General features: G+C 68.4%; 14 protein-coding genes. 4 read left to right on the forward strand and 10 right to left on the reverse strand.

Features of this window, described 5'->3' with window-relative positions:
- Positions 1-196: 196 nt before the first annotated feature.
- Positions 197-1,051 (forward strand): oxidoreductase, encoded by an 855-nt coding sequence (locus EV646_RS12370; protein ID WP_132147856.1) that lies wholly within the window; start codon positions 197-199, stop codon positions 1,049-1,051.
- 81 nt (positions 1,052-1,132) lie between these two features.
- Here EV646_RS12370 and EV646_RS12375 read toward each other — a convergent pair whose 3' ends face one another.
- From EV646_RS12375 to EV646_RS12385, 3 genes are all read right to left on the reverse strand, one after another.
- Positions 1,133-2,086 (reverse strand): type IV toxin-antitoxin system AbiEi family antitoxin domain-containing protein, encoded by a 954-nt coding sequence (locus EV646_RS12375; protein WP_158290950.1) that lies wholly within the window; start codon positions 2,084-2,086, stop codon positions 1,133-1,135.
- A 209-nt stretch (positions 2,087-2,295) separates the two neighbouring features.
- Positions 2,296-3,813, reverse strand: a complete 1,518-nt coding sequence (locus EV646_RS12380; RefSeq protein WP_132147860.1) for a leucyl aminopeptidase family protein — start codon at positions 3,811-3,813, stop codon at positions 2,296-2,298.
- A 130-nt stretch (positions 3,814-3,943) separates the two neighbouring features.
- Positions 3,944-4,111, reverse strand: a complete 168-nt coding sequence (locus EV646_RS12385; protein WP_012923066.1) for a DUF3117 domain-containing protein — start codon at positions 4,109-4,111, stop codon at positions 3,944-3,946.
- A gap of 166 nt (positions 4,112-4,277) precedes the next feature.
- Here EV646_RS12385 and EV646_RS12390 point away from each other — a divergent pair, with 166 nt between their 5' ends.
- The 3 genes from EV646_RS12390 to EV646_RS12400 all read left to right on the forward strand — a co-directional run bounded on the left by EV646_RS12390 (position 4,278) and on the right by EV646_RS12400 (position 8,207).
- Entirely contained in the window at positions 4,278-5,072 is a 795-nt protein-coding gene (locus tag EV646_RS12390) for a PaaX family transcriptional regulator (protein WP_132147862.1), read from the forward strand.
- 33 nt (positions 5,073-5,105) lie between these two features.
- Positions 5,106-5,897, forward strand: coding sequence for an enoyl-CoA hydratase/isomerase family protein (locus tag EV646_RS12395; RefSeq protein WP_132147864.1), 792 nt, complete (start codon positions 5,106-5,108; stop codon positions 5,895-5,897).
- A gap of 195 nt (positions 5,898-6,092) precedes the next feature.
- Entirely contained in the window at positions 6,093-8,207 is a 2,115-nt protein-coding gene (locus EV646_RS12400; protein ID WP_132147866.1) for an alpha/beta hydrolase-fold protein, read from the forward strand.
- Between the two features lie 227 nt (positions 8,208-8,434).
- Here EV646_RS12400 and EV646_RS12405 read toward each other — a convergent pair whose 3' ends face one another.
- From EV646_RS12405 to EV646_RS12435, 7 genes are all read right to left on the reverse strand, one after another.
- Entirely contained in the window at positions 8,435-8,995 is a 561-nt protein-coding gene (locus EV646_RS12405) for a DNA-3-methyladenine glycosylase I (RefSeq protein WP_132147868.1), read from the reverse strand.
- Complete coding sequence (locus EV646_RS12410; RefSeq protein ID WP_132147870.1) at positions 8,992-9,438, reverse strand: SRPBCC family protein; 447 nt, start codon at positions 9,436-9,438, stop codon at positions 8,992-8,994. Before EV646_RS12410 ends, EV646_RS12405 begins: the two co-directional genes overlap by 4 nt.
- Before the next feature lie 54 nt (positions 9,439-9,492).
- Complete coding sequence (locus EV646_RS12415) at positions 9,493-11,907, reverse strand: DivIVA domain-containing protein (RefSeq protein WP_277875113.1); 2,415 nt, start codon at positions 11,905-11,907, stop codon at positions 9,493-9,495.
- Between the two features lie 100 nt (positions 11,908-12,007).
- A complete protein-coding gene (locus EV646_RS12420; RefSeq protein ID WP_132147874.1) occupies positions 12,008-12,877 on the reverse strand; it encodes an LOG family protein in 870 nt (289 codons plus the stop codon).
- 25 nt (positions 12,878-12,902) lie between these two features.
- Complete coding sequence (dapE, locus tag EV646_RS12425; RefSeq protein ID WP_132148879.1) at positions 12,903-13,982, reverse strand: succinyl-diaminopimelate desuccinylase; 1,080 nt, start codon at positions 13,980-13,982, stop codon at positions 12,903-12,905.
- Positions 13,982-14,671 carry a VOC family protein gene (locus EV646_RS12430; RefSeq protein ID WP_132147877.1) on the reverse strand — a complete coding sequence of 230 codons (690 nt, stop codon included), beginning with the start codon at positions 14,669-14,671 and terminating at the stop codon, positions 13,982-13,984. The genes dapE and EV646_RS12430 overlap by 1 nt, the downstream gene beginning before the upstream one ends.
- Positions 14,672-14,709: 38 nt before the next feature.
- The gene (locus EV646_RS12435) at positions 14,710-15,498 is read right to left on the reverse strand and encodes an SDR family oxidoreductase (RefSeq protein ID WP_132147879.1); all 789 of its coding nucleotides are present in this window, start codon (positions 15,496-15,498) and stop codon (positions 14,710-14,712) included.
- Positions 15,499-15,552: the final 54 nt, after the last annotated feature.

A 15,552-nucleotide genomic window follows, 5' to 3' on the forward strand; every position in this document is an offset into this window, starting at 1 on the left:
TCGCCAATCCAAGGACGGCAGCCACGGTAAGAGCCAGGCATCAGGTGATCGGGATCCAACCACCGCACGAAGCGGCAGCACCACCCTCACACTGAGTTCCACGGTAGCCGCGCCGTACACGCACAGCCTGGGTCCTGTCACTACCAGGAACAGCGGGGCACTCCCTGTCCTTGCCTCCGCCAGGAACAGTGGAGGCATGACTCAGAAGACCATCACCCTCGCCGACGACCTCACCATCACCCGGATGGGGTACGGCGCTATGCAGCTCGCCGGACCGGGCGTGTTCGGGCCGCCGAAGGACCGCGACCAGGCGATCGCCGTACTGCGGGAGGCCGTCGAACTCGGCGTCACCCACATCGACACCAGCGACTTCTACGGCCCGACCGTCGTGAACGAGCTGATCAAGGAGGCCCTCCACCCGTACCCTGCGGACCTGCACATCGTCACCAAGGTCGGCGCCCGCCGCGGCTCCGACGCCAGCTGGAATCCGGCGCTGGAGCCGGACGATCTGAAGGCGGCGGTCCACGAGAACCTCGAGCACCTCGACCTGGACGTGCTCGACGTTGTGAACTTGCGCTCGATGACTCACGACGGCGGCGGCGAGGAGTCGATCGCCGAGCCGTTCACCGCGCTGGCCGAGCTGCAGCAGGAGGGCCTGATCCGCCATCTCGGGCTGAGCGGCGTCACCATCACCCAGATCCGCGAGGCGCAGGCCATCGCCCCGGTCGTCACCGTCCAGAACCTCTACAACCTGGTCCAGCGCCACGACGACGACGTCGTCGACTTCTGCGCTGCCGAAAACATCGCCTTCGCCTCCTTCTTCCCCCTCGGCGGCTTCACCCCGCTCCAGTCCGAGACCCTGGCCAAGGTCGCCACCCGCCTGAACGCGTCACCCCAGCAGGTCGCCCTCGCGTGGCTGTTGCAGCGCTCCACCACCAGCATCGTCATCCCCGGCACCTCCACGCTCGCCCACCTCCGCGAAAACGTGGCCGCAGCCGACCTCGTCCTCCCGCCCGACGCCCTCACCGAGCTGAACGCAATCGGCGCCTGACCCTCTCTCGTTTGATGGGTTCACCCACGAAATTGTGGGTTCGCCCCCGGCATTCGGGCGGGGAACCCACAATTTGCTGGGTCAACCAGCGAGCCGTGTACGGCGGGCTCGGTCGAACGCCTGGCGGATATGGGTCGCCGTACGGGCCGGCTGGAGCAGGTCTGCCCACGTGACGCGGACGACCTCCAGTCCTAGTGCACGGAGGCGGTCCTCGCGGAGCTTCTCCCGGATCAGCGCCTCTCGCGATCCATCGGCGTACTTCTTCAGGCCGTCGAACTCGACGACCGTGTTGTGATCGGGGAAGTAGAAGTCGACCCGGCCGACGAACCCCGCGGCATCGTTGAAGGCGGCCTGCAGCACCGGAGGCGGCAATCCTTCGTTGCGCATCAGCACTCGAAGACGCGACTCGCCGGCGGATTCGGCCAGCGGAACGGCGAACGCAAGTACCGAGCGGATCGCCGGGCTCCCTGGCCAGCACTCGGTCACGGCGAGCAGCCGGCGAAAGTCCTCCGCGCTGACCTCTGGCCGCCGCAATGCCGCGTCAGCGCTGACCACGGCAGCCTCGAACGACGTCCTGGCGGCGCTTTCCACCACAGCACGCGCGATCGTGGTGGTGGTCAGCCCGTCGACTCGTGTGGTGTCCGCTGGAGACAGCCGGCCCTGATGGTGCCTGACGCCCGCCTTGACCTCGCCGCGGCCGCTCGTTCGCGTCAACTGGACCTCGGCAAGGTCGACCTGCCACACCGGTATGCCCTGCAGGACCAAAGCCGAGTGATGGCTGACCACTGCGGATCCTGGTCGCATCGAGTTCATGGCGGCGTGAACTGCTCGCCGGTGGCGGACTATGTGTTGCTCCCAGGCGTCCAAAGCGCTGAGATCGGCTCGCTCGGCGTACTGTCCGTGCCGGATTCGCTCCCACCGACCGCCGGTAAGGCGCTCACGAATCTGCTCCGGCGTGTAGCCGACAGCCATCGCCTGGGCGCGGCTGAAGACGCCGCCTTGCCGGGCGGCGACCAGTTTCAGTTCCGGGTTCACCCACCAAGCTTCCGCCCTCGCACCACCCTCGCGCGCCCCCCATTCCCCAACCTGTGGAAAACCACATTTGGTTGGTCCACCTGGCAAATGGTGGGTTCCCCGCCGGGATTCGAGCGGGTAACCCACCATTTGATGGGTGAACCCACCAAACGCCGCGCCGCGGGGTGGGCGGGCGGTCAGCCGACGCCTGAGGTTGGGTGGCGGGTGGGTCAGCCGACGCCTGAGGTGGGGGTGGGGGTGGTCAGCCAGGTGGTGAGGAGGCGGGCGCCGGCGCCGGTGGCGCCTAGGGAGTACTCGAGGCGGTCGGCGGGGGACTCGGCGATGCTCGACAAGTCGAGGTGGGCCCAGGGGATGTCGCCGGCGAAAGCCTTCAGAAAGAGAGCGGCGGTGATCGAGCCGGGGCCCTTGGAGCTGTTGACGGAGTCGGCGATCGGGGTTGCGATCAGCTCCTCGTACTCAGCAGGCAGCGGCATCCGCCACAGCTGCTCGCCGGCTACCCGGCCCGCGTCGGCGAGGTTGTCCGCGAGGGCGTCGTCGGTGGCGAACAGGCCGCCGTACAGCATCGAGCCGAGGGAGACCTTGATCGCGCCGGTCAGCGTGGCGATGTCGACGATGACGTCCGGCTTGAGCTCCTTGACCGCGTAGGCGAGGCCGTCGGCGAGCACCAGGCGGCCCTCGGCGTCGGTGTTCTTCACCTCGGTGGTGCGGCCGCCGTAGTGCCGGATCACGTCGTCCGGGCGGTACGCCGTCCCGGACGGCATGTTCTCGGCCGAGCAGATCAGCCCGGTCACCTTCACCGGCGCACCGAGCTCACGCAGCGCCGCCAGGGTCGCGATCACCGAGCCGCCGCCGGTCATGTCCCGCTTCATCGACACCATGCCCTCGCGCGGCTTCAGCGACAGGCCGCCGGTGTCGTAGGTGATGCCCTTGCCGACCAGGACGACGTACGGCGTGTCCTTCGTCGCACCGTCGGGCACATAGTCCAGCCGGATGAACCGCGGCGGCCTGGCCGAGCCCTTGCCGACCGCAAGGATGCCGCCGAACCCGTCGGCCGCCAGCTGCTTCTCGTCCCAGACCCTCACCTCGAGGCCGGTCGATGCGGCCAGCTCGGTAGCCCGGACGGCCAGCCAGGCCGGGTCCTTCTCGTTCGACGGTGTGGTGGCGAACTGCCGGGCCAGCCAACCGGTCCGGCCGATCACGACACCGCGGTCGAGCACGGCCTGCCGCTCCGCCTCGGACCCGTCGGTCAGCGTCACCCGGCCGACCACCGGCTTGCCCGGGTCGACCGTCTTGAGCGTGTAGGTGAAGGATCCCAGTACGACGCCCTCGGCCAGCGCCTGCAGCCGGGCATCATCGATGCCCTCGGCAACTACCGTGGTGAGCTCGTCCTTGCCGCGGCCGATCCGCGCGATCGCCGCTCCGGCGTGTCGCAGGTCCTTGCCGCTGCCGTCGCCGGCGCCGACCAGCAGGATCTCGGTCACCTCGCCGGTCAGCAGCGGGTACGCCGCCGTCGCCCCGGCCGTCGGGCTGAAACCGGTCGCCTGCTGCACCTCCAGCAGCCGGCCGAGGTCCACTCCGAGCCGCTCCCCCGCGTCCTTCGCCGCGGCGGGCAGGCCACCCTCGCCGACCACGATCACCCAGGTCGCGGCGCCGTGCACCGGCAGACCAGGCTGCCAGGCCACGGCCGGGAGGGTCGGGAACTCGAACTTGCTGCTGCGGCGCGCCACTAGGAGGACCTCACTGTTTGATCTGTCAACTGTCGGCCAACCGTAACGACCCCGGCCGGTGCCGCAAAGGGGCACCCACCGGGGTCGATCGCTGAAGAGGTGCGGGTGTGTGCACCCCGGGAGGACTCGGTCAGCCGACGACAGCCTTGAGCGCGTTGCCGAGCTCGGTCGCTTCGTCCGCGTTCAGCTCGACGACGAGCCGGCCGCCGCCCTCGAGCGGGACCCGCATCACGATCCCCCGACCCTCCTTGGTGACCTCGAGCGGACCATCGCCCGTCCGCGGCTTCATCGCCGCCATGCGCGCACCCCTTCCCAGTGTCGGTGTTGAGCGACGACACCGCACTGGGTACCGTCGCCGGCGCCGTGCGGTGATGCGCCGTCGGCGCGTATCGCAGTGTGTATCAGGACCCATTATCCCCGATTCCTGGGCCAGAGCCGCGCGCCATGCGGCAGACTCAAGTCTTGTGCACGCCCGTTCAGCCCTCTTCGACCTGTACGGCGACCATCTGCGCGCACGTGGTGCACGCGCCCCGGTCGCCGCTCTGGTCCGGCTGCTCGCGCCGCTCGGCGTCCATCCACCGGCCGTCCGCACCGCCGTTTCCCGGATGGTCCGGCAGGGCTGGCTGGAGCCGGTCCGGATCGACGGCCAGCCTGGATATGCACTGACCGCCCGGGCGCGTCGCCGCCTCGACGACGCGGCTGCCAGGATCTACCGCACCGGAGCCGACGACGGCCCGGAAGACTGGGACCGGCACTGGCATCTGGGCATCCTCCGCGAGGTGCCGAACGCCCGCCGCCGCGAACAACTCGCGAGCCAACTCGCCTTTCTGGGTTGGGCTCCGCTGTCCGACGGCGCCTGGGTCGGGCTGCGCAACGACGCCGAAGTGGACCAGATCCTCGGTATGGAAGGCATCGCCGCGGATCGCTTCCGCGCACCGGTCGACGCCGGCGCGGTCGAGTTCGCCCGGCGAGTGTGGAAACTCGACGAACTGGGCGCCTCGTACGACGCCTGGCTGATCGAGGCGAAGGCGCTGGTCGAGAGCGCCGGCGACGACACCTCCGACGAGCAGGCGTTCGCCGTACGGTCGGAATTGGTCCATGAGTGGCGCAAGTTCCTGTTCCGGGATCCGGGGTTGCCGGACGAGCTGCTGCCGGCGGACTGGGCCGGGACCCGGGCCGCGGCGTTCTTCGATTTCCATGCCGAACGATTGAGCCCCGCGGCCGGGCGTTTCGTCGACGACTGCCTGATCCATCACTGAATTTGCTTACCGATTGTCAAGGAGCTGACCACGATGAGTGACTCCGTCACCTACGCCGTCGCCGAGGGCGTGGCCACCATCACGCTGAACCGGCCGGACGCGATGAACTCGCTCGACACGCCAACCAAGGTCCTGCTCCGCGACACCGTCCAGGCCGCCGCCGAGGACGACGCCGTACGGGTCGTGGTGCTGACCGGGACCGGGCGGGCGTTCTGCGTGGGGCAGGACCTGAAGGAGCACATCGGGCTGCTAGAGGCGAACGACACGGCCGCGCTGTGGAGCACGGTCCCGGACCACTACGCGCCGATCGCACTCGCGCTGGCCGAGATGCCGAAGCCGGTGGTTGCGGCGGTCAACGGTGTCGCGGCGGGAGCGGGCGCGTCGATGGCGTTCGCGTGCGACTTCCGCGTGGTGGCGGACACGGCCGGCTTCAACCTCGCCTTCACCGGGATCGCACTGTCCTGTGACACCGGGATCTCGTGGACGCTCCCCCGGCTGATCGGGCACGCGAAGGCGGTCGAGTTGCTGTATTTCCCGCGCACGATCCCAGCCGCTGAGGCGCTTGACCTCGGCCTCGCCACGTCCGTCGTGCCCGCCGCCGACCTGCCGTCGGCCGTCGCTGACCTGGCCGGCAAGCTCGCCGCCGGGCCCACCGTGGCGTACGGCGCGGTGCGGCAGTCGCTGGGCTATTCGGCCACCCACACGCTGGCGGAGTCGCTGGAGTTCGAGGCGGGCAAGATGCAACTCACCGGCGACACCGAAGACCACCGCAACGCGGTCGCCTCCTTCGTCGCCAAACAAAAGCCCACCTTCACCGGCCGCTGACCCCTGGCAGCTCCCGCGCCGCCCGTCGCCCGCCGCCGACCTGCGCGTACCGAAGAACGGGTAGTAGTGGCCTCCGCCGAGCGATCCGGAGGACCGCCACGCTGCGCCGACCACCGGCGCTGGAACTACTACCCGTTCTTCGGTACGACGTCGAGCTTCTTGTAATCGTTTACGTAAGCGATTACAAACAGGCTCGTGAGGAAACTGCTGCTGCCTGCGTTGACCGCATTGATCTTGGCCGGGAGCTTTGTCGTTCCTGGATCGGCTTCGCAACCTGCACAGCCTGGGGTGATCAACACCTCGAGCGTGCGATCGGCCACGCTGGGCGAGGACATCAACTACAACGTCTACCTGCCGGCCGGGTACGCCGAGTCCACCAAGCGCTACCCCGTGCTCTACCTGCTGCACGGGCGCGGCGACTCGATGTCGGCGTGGACGCAGCTGAAGAGCCGGCTCGACGAGCTGATCAGCTCCGGTGAGATCCCGCCGACGATCGCGGTGATGCCGGATGCGCCGTGGAGCAGCCGAGCCAGCTACTACGTCGACTCGGCGTACACGGGCAGTGATCCCGGGCGGCCGGTCGAGACCGCGTTCTTCCGCGACCTGGTGCCGGCGATCGACGCGTCGTACCGGACGATCGCGGACCGCAACGGACGCGCGGTCGCCGGCTACTCGATGGGCGCGGCCGGCGCATTGCGGTACGCGATGGCGCATCCGGAGGTGTTCGGTGCGTCGATCGTGCTCAGCCCCGCGGTGTACTTCCCGCTGCCGCCGGCGGACTCGAGCGCTCGCGAATTCGGTGCCTTCGGCAAGGGCAAGGACCCGTTCAACGAGTCGGTCTACCTTCGGCTGAACTATCCGGCCGCTTTCAAGTCGTTCGCCGCGAAGGGCTTGCCGTCGCATCTGTACATCGCGGTCGGCGACGACGAGTGGAAGAACCCGAAGCCGGCCGACTACACCCACGACCTCGACTTCGAGGCGCACGTGGTGTTCAACCAGGCGGTCCGCGTGCCGAACCTGACCAGCGAGTTCCGCGTCGTCGACGGCGGCCACGACTGGGACGTCTGGGGACCGACGTTCGTGGAGGGCGCGAAGTACATCTTCCAGTACGTCGGGAAGCCGCCCGCCGTACCGATGAAGGCATCGGTGATCGGGACGGCCGGCGAGGACCGGGCCGGCGGAATCGCGACCGATGCCTCCGGCAACGTTTATCAGGCGGCCGCTGCCGAGGGGTCGCTGGACGGATCGCCGTACGCCGGCGGGAAGGACGTCGGACTGATCAAGTACGCCCCGGACGGGACGCGGCAGTGGACGCGGTCGATCGGGACAAGTGGGACGGAACGCGCGTACGGCGTGGCGGTCGACGCGCAGGGGCGGGTCGTGGTCACGGGTTACACGAACGGCGATCTCGACGGCGGGCATGCGGGCAACACGACGGACGATGCGTTCGCGGTGCAGTACGACGGGGCCGGGAATCGCCTGTGGGTAAAGCAATTCGGCGTACCCGGTGCGGCTGATCGCAGCTATTCGGTGGCGGTCGATGGGGACGCGATCTATCTCGGCGGTTACACGAAGGGCGCTTTGGGAGCGGCGAATCAGGGCGACAAGGACGTGTTCCTCGCGCGGCTGAACAGCGACGGTCAGCAGGTGTGGCTGCGGCAGGCCGGCAGTGCGGGCGAGGAGAAGGGCATGGCTGTCGCTGCGTCCGGCGGTTCGGTGTATCTGGCGGGGATGACGGCCGGCAGCCTCGGTACGTCGTACGGCGGGGTGGACGGCTTTGTGACGCGATACTCGGCTGCTGGGGATGCTGTGTGGCTTCAGCAGTTCGGCACCACGGCGGCTGACGAGGCGTGGGGGTTGGCGGCGGATCCTTCCGGTGGTGTGTATCTGACGGGTTACAGCGCTGGTGACTTCTCGGGTGCGCTGGCGGGTGACAAGGACTTCATCGTCGCGCGCGTCGACCAGAACGGCGTACTGACGTGGCGGGATCAGTTCGGTACCACGGGCAACGACAAGGGTGCGGCGGTGTCGGTGGACGGGTCGGGGAACCTCTACGTCGCGGGCTTCACCGATGGTGCGCTGGAGACGAGCATCGGCAAGTTCGACGGGGTGCTGGTGAAGTACGCGGCTGACCACACGCGGACGTGGACACGGCAGTTCGGAACCACTGAGGACGACGCGGCCGACGCGTTCGCTGAAGCCAATGTGTACCTGACGAACGTGCCGGGCGGGACGCAGGTGTCGGGGCTGACGAACAACGATGTGTTCCGTACGGCGTTCAGTGCGGAAGGCGAGAACACCTCGCCCTGAAAGAGTTTGGTGGGCTCCCCGGCCGCGTTCCGGCCGGGCGAGTCACGGCCGGACAACCACCTGACAGACGGGGAGCCCGCTGAATACCTCATCATGCTCAGCACCCGGAACACAACTCGTTCAGCCGTTTGTGTTCCCGTATTTCCAAACTACCTCTTGCAGATGCACAAGCATCCTGCACGTGCACGCGACAGGGCCCTTTGGAAGCGCTCTTTCTCCCCGGCGGGTCAGCGCGCCACGCACGTCACCAGGTGATCGTTGACCATCCCCGTGGCCTGCATCAAGGCATAGGCAGTGGTCGGTCCCACGAACACAAAACCCTTCTTCTTCAGGGCTTTTGACATCGCAACAGACTCGGGCGTCGTGGCCGGCACATCAGCCAGCGTCTTCGGTGCCTTCTGCTTCGCTGGGCTGAAGGACCACAGGAACTCGGTGAACTCGCCCTCCGCCAGCTCCAGCAACGCCCGCGCGTTGGTGATGGTCGCGTTGATCTTCAGCCGATTCCGGACTATCCCAGCATCCGCCATCAAGCGCTCGAAGTCGTCGGCGCCGTACTTCGCGATCACCGCCGGATCGAAGTGCGCGAACGCGGCCCGGAAGTTCTCCCGCTTCCGCAGGATGGTGATCCACGACAGCCCGGACTGGAACCCCTCCAGCGTCATCCGCTCGAACAACCCGCGGTCGTCGCGGATCTCCTTGCCCCACTCGTTGTCGTGATACTCGACGTACTCCGGCGCGGAGGTCGCCCACCCGCACCGCGGCTGCCCGTCCGGCCCGATCACACTCACCGCCAGACCTCCCGCACCAGCCGCCGCAACGAAACCCGCATCAACCACTCGAACACCGGCCGCACCACCGGCCACCCGGCAGCCCCAACTCTTCCCAGCGGCGGTACGACGTCCTCCGCCCAGGTGAAGGTACTCCCGAACTCGGCCGGCGCGATCGCGAACGTCCCGGTGCCGCGGACCACGGTGCCGAGGTGCTCGACCGTGCATTCGCGCGGTGGATCCCAGTGTGTGATGACCATGTGGTCAGTGAACCCGAAGCCACCGACAGAAGTCCGAGCCGCGACCCCGCCACCCACACCGACGCCGTCCTGCCCGGTCGCCCACACCCGCGTCAACAACATCCACCGCGACTGCCGCTCCCAATCCATCACGGCGTCCCACGCCTCATCCACCCCTAACGGCAACCCGACAGAAGCCTCCACATGACAGCTGCGGGCAGCCATCAGTCACCCCACCAATCAGCCCGGTGAGGAAGGTGCATTCTTGGGGTTGGGTGGTTACTTCGGGCGGTGGTAGGCACCTTGGTCGGGTGCACCGGTCTGGCGGCCATTCTCTGCACCGTCTCCTTCGCCATGCTGATCGGCCTGGGCCTGCTGCCCGTTCTGCTGGGCTCCGGCCTCCGGCTGACCATGCGCGGGCCACACAGGCGCACTCGGCTGCTGGTCCGCGGGCGGCCAGAACTGCCACCCCTCCTGCTGAGCCTGCCCAAGCTCCGGCGCCGGCCGGGCCTGCTCATACGCCGCCCCCTGCCCGAACTCCTGACTCTCCGGCGCGGCCTGCTGGTCGTAGTACGCCTGCTGGTTCTGGTCGTAAGCCTGCTCATGCTGGCTGGCCTGCTGCGGGTCGTACTGAGCGGCCTGCGCCTGGTTGTACTGCGCAGCCTGCTGCTCATACGACGAGGGCTGCTGGTTGTACGCCGCTGACTGGGGCTGGTTGTACGGCGCGGGCTGCTCCTGCTGACCGGGCTGCGCCTGCTCGTACTGGCCCGGCTGCTCCTGCTGGTACTGGGCAGGCTGTGCTTGAGGTTGCTGTGCAGACTGCTGCCACTGCGGAGCAGGCTCAGGCATAGTCCACTGCCCTTCCGCCGCAGGAGCAGTTGACTCCTCAGGCTGGAACCACAACGCCGGCCCACCCTGCTCCGGTACCTCCCGCGACGCCTCCGCCCGCTGGTACTCCACATGCGACGACTCCGCCGGCTGGTACCCCGCCTCGGGTGACTGCTGCTGGCGCGACTGCTGCTGCTCGCCCTGTGCTGCCTGAGGCTGGTTCTCGGCAGTCGACTGATCGGACTCGTCGTGCTGGAACCACAACGCAGGCCCACCCTGCTCCGGAACCTGCTGCGAAGCCTCCGCCTGCTGATAGCCCGCCCGCGGGGATTGCCGCTGCTCGTACTCCGCCTCCGGCGCCTGCTGCTCGTACTCCGCCTCCGGCGCCTGCTGCTGGTAGCTCGTTGCGGGTGACTGCTGCTGATACTCCGCCTCGCGCGGCTGCGGCTGCTGCTTGGTGTCCTCGGGCGGCGCGGCCTGCGGCGGCGTGCCACCGGGCGACTGCTGCTCCTCCGGCTGGAACCACAGTGCGGGACCACCCTGCTGCGGAACCGACTGCGACGAGCCTGCCTGCTCGTACTCCGCCTCCGGCGACCCCGGCTGCTGACGCGTCGACTCAGGCGCCTGCGGCTGCTCGTACTGCTCCTCGGACGGCTGGGGCTGCTGACGCGCGGACTCGGGCGACTGCGGCTGCTGGTAGTCCGGCTCCTGCGACTGGTGCTGGTTGTCCGGTTGGGACGGCTGCTGAGGCCTCGGCTGCTCGAACGACGGCTGCGAAGACTCCTGCGGCTCGAACGACGGCTGCGCCGCCTGCTGCTCGTACGACGCCTGCGAGGACTCCTGCTCGAAGGGCGGCTGCGCTGCCTGCTCGTACGACGCTTGGGGGTCCTGCTGCTCGTACGACGCTTGGGGGTCCTGCTGCTCGTACGACGCCTGGGGGTTCTGCTGCTCGGCCGAGGGTTGCGGGGGCTCTTGCTCCTCGAATGACTGCTGCGAGGCTTCCGGCTGGGTGGACTCTGTCTGTGCAGGGCCGGAGGCGGGGGTCCGGCGGGGAGCGCCGGGCTGGGATTGGGCTTCCAGGAGGGCTCGGGCTTCTGCTTGCAGGCGCTCGTACTCGTCTGCTGCAACCGATGCCTCGGTCGCCTCATCACCCTCGGCCGAAGCCGAAGCAGCACCCGAAGCCGCAGCCGCAGCCGCCGCAGGAGCCGACTGGTCGGCGACCGCGTCCGGGCGGTCGGGCCGCCGCGTCGCGGTGCTCGGCTGGTCGAACTCGACCCCGGCCTGCTCCGATTCGAAGTCGGTCTGCTCCGGCCGACGCCCGAACTGTTCCGCCTCAACTCCAGCCGGCTGTCGTTCCACACCAGCCAGCCTCGGCACGACAGTGGCTTGGCCTGGCGCATCGCCCGCCTGGTCTGACTCGGGCTCCGCTTGACCTGGGTCGGGTTCGACGCGGGCTTGTTCGGTGGTGTCTGGTTCGGGGAAGTCGCCGCCGACGAGGATCGGCTGCTGGATGCCGGTGTCGTCGAAGTCGGCGGGGTCGTAGTCCGCGTTGGAGGTGAACCCGGCACCGCCAGGGCCGTCCACGATCGGGGAGACCGCGCGCTCGAGGTCGGCGATCCGCCGGTCCCGCTCAGCGACCTCGCGGGCGACGCGCTCGAGCAGCGAGTCGACCTCGTCCATCCGGTAGCCGCGCAGCCCGACCGCGAACCGGGTCGACTCGATGTCGGTCGCGGTGAGCGTCTGCCGGGCCGGGACGCTCACGTCGGGCCGGTCGTCGTACGCCGTACTCAGGGCACCCCAACGACCCGAGGCCACTACCGCGACAGCCCCGATCAACAGCACCACGATCAGCCCGAAGAACCACATCACGGGACCGATCGTGCCATGTCCCCCGAGTCAACCACGAAACCGGAGCCGCTTTCGGCTCTCGGCGAAGACACCACGACCGACAGCGAAGGCCCGAACGTCAGCTCCCATCGGACCCCAACCGCCGCGCTTCCCGGCGTTCCCGCGCTTCGGGGTTGTCGGCTTCGGCGACATCCCGCGCCGCAGCCGCTGCTGCTTCCTCCGCCGCGGCGTCAGCCTGCTCGCCGGCCTTGACGATGTAGCTGATCGCCTCGGCCACGTCATCGGTGACGATGAACATGTCCAGGTCCGCCTCCGAGATCTTGCCGTCCGTGAGCATCGTCTCGCGCAGCCAATCGACCAGCCCACCCCAGTACGACGTACCGAACAGGACCACCGGGAACGACGTCACCTTGCGGGTCTGCGCCAGCGTCAGCGCCTCGAACAGCTCGTCCAGCGTGCCGAAGCCGCCGGGCATCACCACGAACCCCTGCGCGTACTTCACGAACATCGTCTTGCGGGTGAAGAAGTAGCGGAAGTTCATGCCGATGTCGACCCACTCGTTCAGGCCGTTCTCGAAGGGCAGTTCGATGCCGAGGCCGACCGACACGCCGCCGGCCTCGGAGGCGCCCTTGTTCGCCGCCTCCATCACGCCCGGCCCACCGCCGGTGATCACCGCGTAGCCGGCACCGACCAGCTTCCGGCCGAACTCCTCCGCGGCGGCGTACATCGGGTCGTCGGGCTTGGTCCGGGCCGAGCCGAACACGCTGATCGCGGCCCCCAGCTCGGCGAGCATGCCGAACCCCTCGATGAACTCTGACTGGATCCGCAGTACCCGCCACGGATCGGTGTGCACCCAGTCCGAGGGTCCGCGGCTGTCCAGCAGCCGCTGCTCCGAGGTCGACTGCTGCACCTGACTGCGCCGCATCACCACGGGCCCGCGCTGCTGGGCTCCGACGGGAGGACGGTCAGGATGAATGGGTTCTGCCATGCCCCCAGGTTAGGACCTGGTCCAGTTACGAGCCCGCCGACGCAGGGGTGGTCAACCAAGAGGTCAGCCGCTGTTCACACAGCTCGATCTCCGCCTCGGGCACGAATTCATCCTGCTTGTGCGCGTACAGCGGATCCCCCGGTCCGTAGTTCACCGCCGGTACGCCGAGCAGCGTGAACCGGGCCACGTCGGTCCACCCGAACTTCGGCTTCGGCTCACCCCCGACCGCCTGCAGGAACGCCGCTGCGGCCGGCCGCTCCAGCCCAGGCAGTCCGCCGGGCGCCGAGTCCGTCACGACCAACTCGAACCCGTCGAACACCTCACGCAGATGCGCCTCGGCCTCCGCCTCCGACCGGCTCGGCGCGAACCGGTAGTTGATCTCCACCGTGCACACATCCGGTACGACGTTCCCGGCGACACCGCCGTGGATCCCGACTGCGTTCAGCCCCTCGCGGTACTCCAGCCCGTCGATCGGCACCCGCCGGGGCTCGTACGCCGCCAGCCGCGCCAGGATCTCGCCCGCCGCGTGGATCGCGTTCGACCCCATCCAGGACCGCGCCGAATGCGCCCGCTCGCCGCGCGTGGTGACCTCGATCCGCATGGTCCCCTGGCACCCGGCCTCGACCACCGCGTTGGACGGCTCCATCACGATCGCGAACACGCCTTCGAGGAGCTCGGGGTTCGACCGGGTCAGCTTGAACAGCCCGTTCCGCTCGGACTCGACCTCCTCGCAGTCGTAGAACACGTACGTCACGTCCCGGTTCGGCTCGGCCAGCGTCGCCGCCAGCCGGAGCCCGACCGCGACCCCGCCTTTCATGTCGCAGGCACCGAGGCCATGGATCAGCCCGTCCGCGCGCCGCGCCGGCAGGTTGGCGTTCAGCGGCACGGTGTCCAGGTGCCCGGCGATGACGATCCGCTCGTCCCGCCCGAGGTCCGTCCGCGCGACCACCGTGTTCCCGTGCCGGAACACCTTCAGATGCGCGTACGACGAGAGCGCCGCCTCGACCTTGTTCGCCAGCTTCTCCTCGGTCCCGCTGACCGACTGGATGTCGACCAGCGCGGCGCACAATTCGGGGCCGGACTGACTCAGGTCAAGCTTCACGATCAGGAATCCTCTGCCGCTGGTGGTAGGAACACGCAGAACTCGTTGCCCTCCGGATCGGCGCAGATATTCCACCCGATCTCGTCGTCCTTGGGCCGCAGCAGTTTCGCACCCGCGTCGAGCACCGGTTGCAGCGCGGGCGTGGTGACGTCCCAGTGAACCCTGTTCTTCACCGTCTTCGGCTCCGGCACCGGCACGAACACCCAGTACGCGAACGGCAGGCCCGGCACGTTCTCCAGCCAGTAATACGGCCTGCCTGGCCGACTACAGAACTCACCGCCGATCGCGCCCGCCCACCATCGCGCCTGCGCCTCCGGATCCGCCGCGTCCACCACCAGCTCCATCAGCCGGTACGACGGAACGGTCTCCCGGACGAAGCCGCAGAACTCACCACCCTCCGGGTCCGCCATCACCGTCCACCCCTGCTCATCGGACTCCGGCGTCAGTACGGTCGCGCCCTCTCGCTCCAAGTCCGCGATGGAGCCGGTCTGCACGTCCAGGTGGACCCGGTTCTTCACGGTGTGCGGCTCCGGAACCGTGTTGATCCAGAGGGTCTTCTCGGGGGTGTCGCCGACCAGCACATTCGGGTTGTCGGCCGGCGACGTCAGCCCAAGCACCTGCCCCCAGAACGCGACCATCGAACTGGGGTTGGTCGCGTCGATACACAGGTCCTTGAAACGGGCGATACTCATGCCCCAAACCCTAGTCGGCGCGACAGACAAACGACTGCTTACGCGGCCTTCAGAGTGCCGCCGTCGATGACGTAGTCGGCGCCATGGATGTTCGCGGCCCGCTCGGACAGCAGGAACGTGACCAGATCGGCGACCTCCGCCGTCGTGGAGATCCGACCCGAGGCGATTCCGAACTGCTCGGGCACGCCGGCGAGCAGGTCGGCGTGAGTTACTCCGAGGGCATCGGCGGCCTTGCGGGCGAACCCATTCGGGTCTGTCCACAACGGGCTCGCGACGACACCAGGCGACACCGTGTTGACCCGGACGCCGCGCGGCGCCAGTTCCTCGCTGAGTCGCTTGCCGAGTTGCGTCAGTGCCGCCTTCGCCTCGGCGTACCCAACCGGCGAACCGGTAGACACCCGTGCGCTGATCGACGACACGTTCACGATGGCGCCGCCGCGCTCCAGGATGCTCGGCAGCGCCGCCCTGGTGGTCCACACCGCGCTGAAGAGGTTCAGCCCGAAAATGGCTTCCCACTGTTCGTCGGGTACGTCGAGAAAGCCACCGAGCGACAGCGTGTCCGGGTCGCCGGCTCCGACGTTGTTGACCAGAAAGTCGACTCCGCCCAGCTCTGCGATGGCGTGCTCGACCAGCTGCTCGGCGCCGGCGCGCGTACTCAGGTCGACCGCGACGGTGGATGCGGCAACCTTCTCCAACTCGGGGGTGATGGTTCGTGACGCGCCGACCACCCGGACGCCTTCGGCGGCCAGCGCTTCGGCGACGGCGAGTCCGATGCCACGGCTCGCTCCGGTGACGACAGCGGTCTTTCCAGTGATTCCGAGTTCCATGAGATTTCCCTTTCTTGAACTTGAGGTCAAAAATTTGGGCAGAAGAGAGCCACG

The sequence above is a fragment of the Kribbella antiqua genome, assembly GCF_004345665.1.
Taxonomy (GTDB): domain Bacteria; phylum Actinomycetota; class Actinomycetes; order Propionibacteriales; family Kribbellaceae; genus Kribbella; species Kribbella antiqua.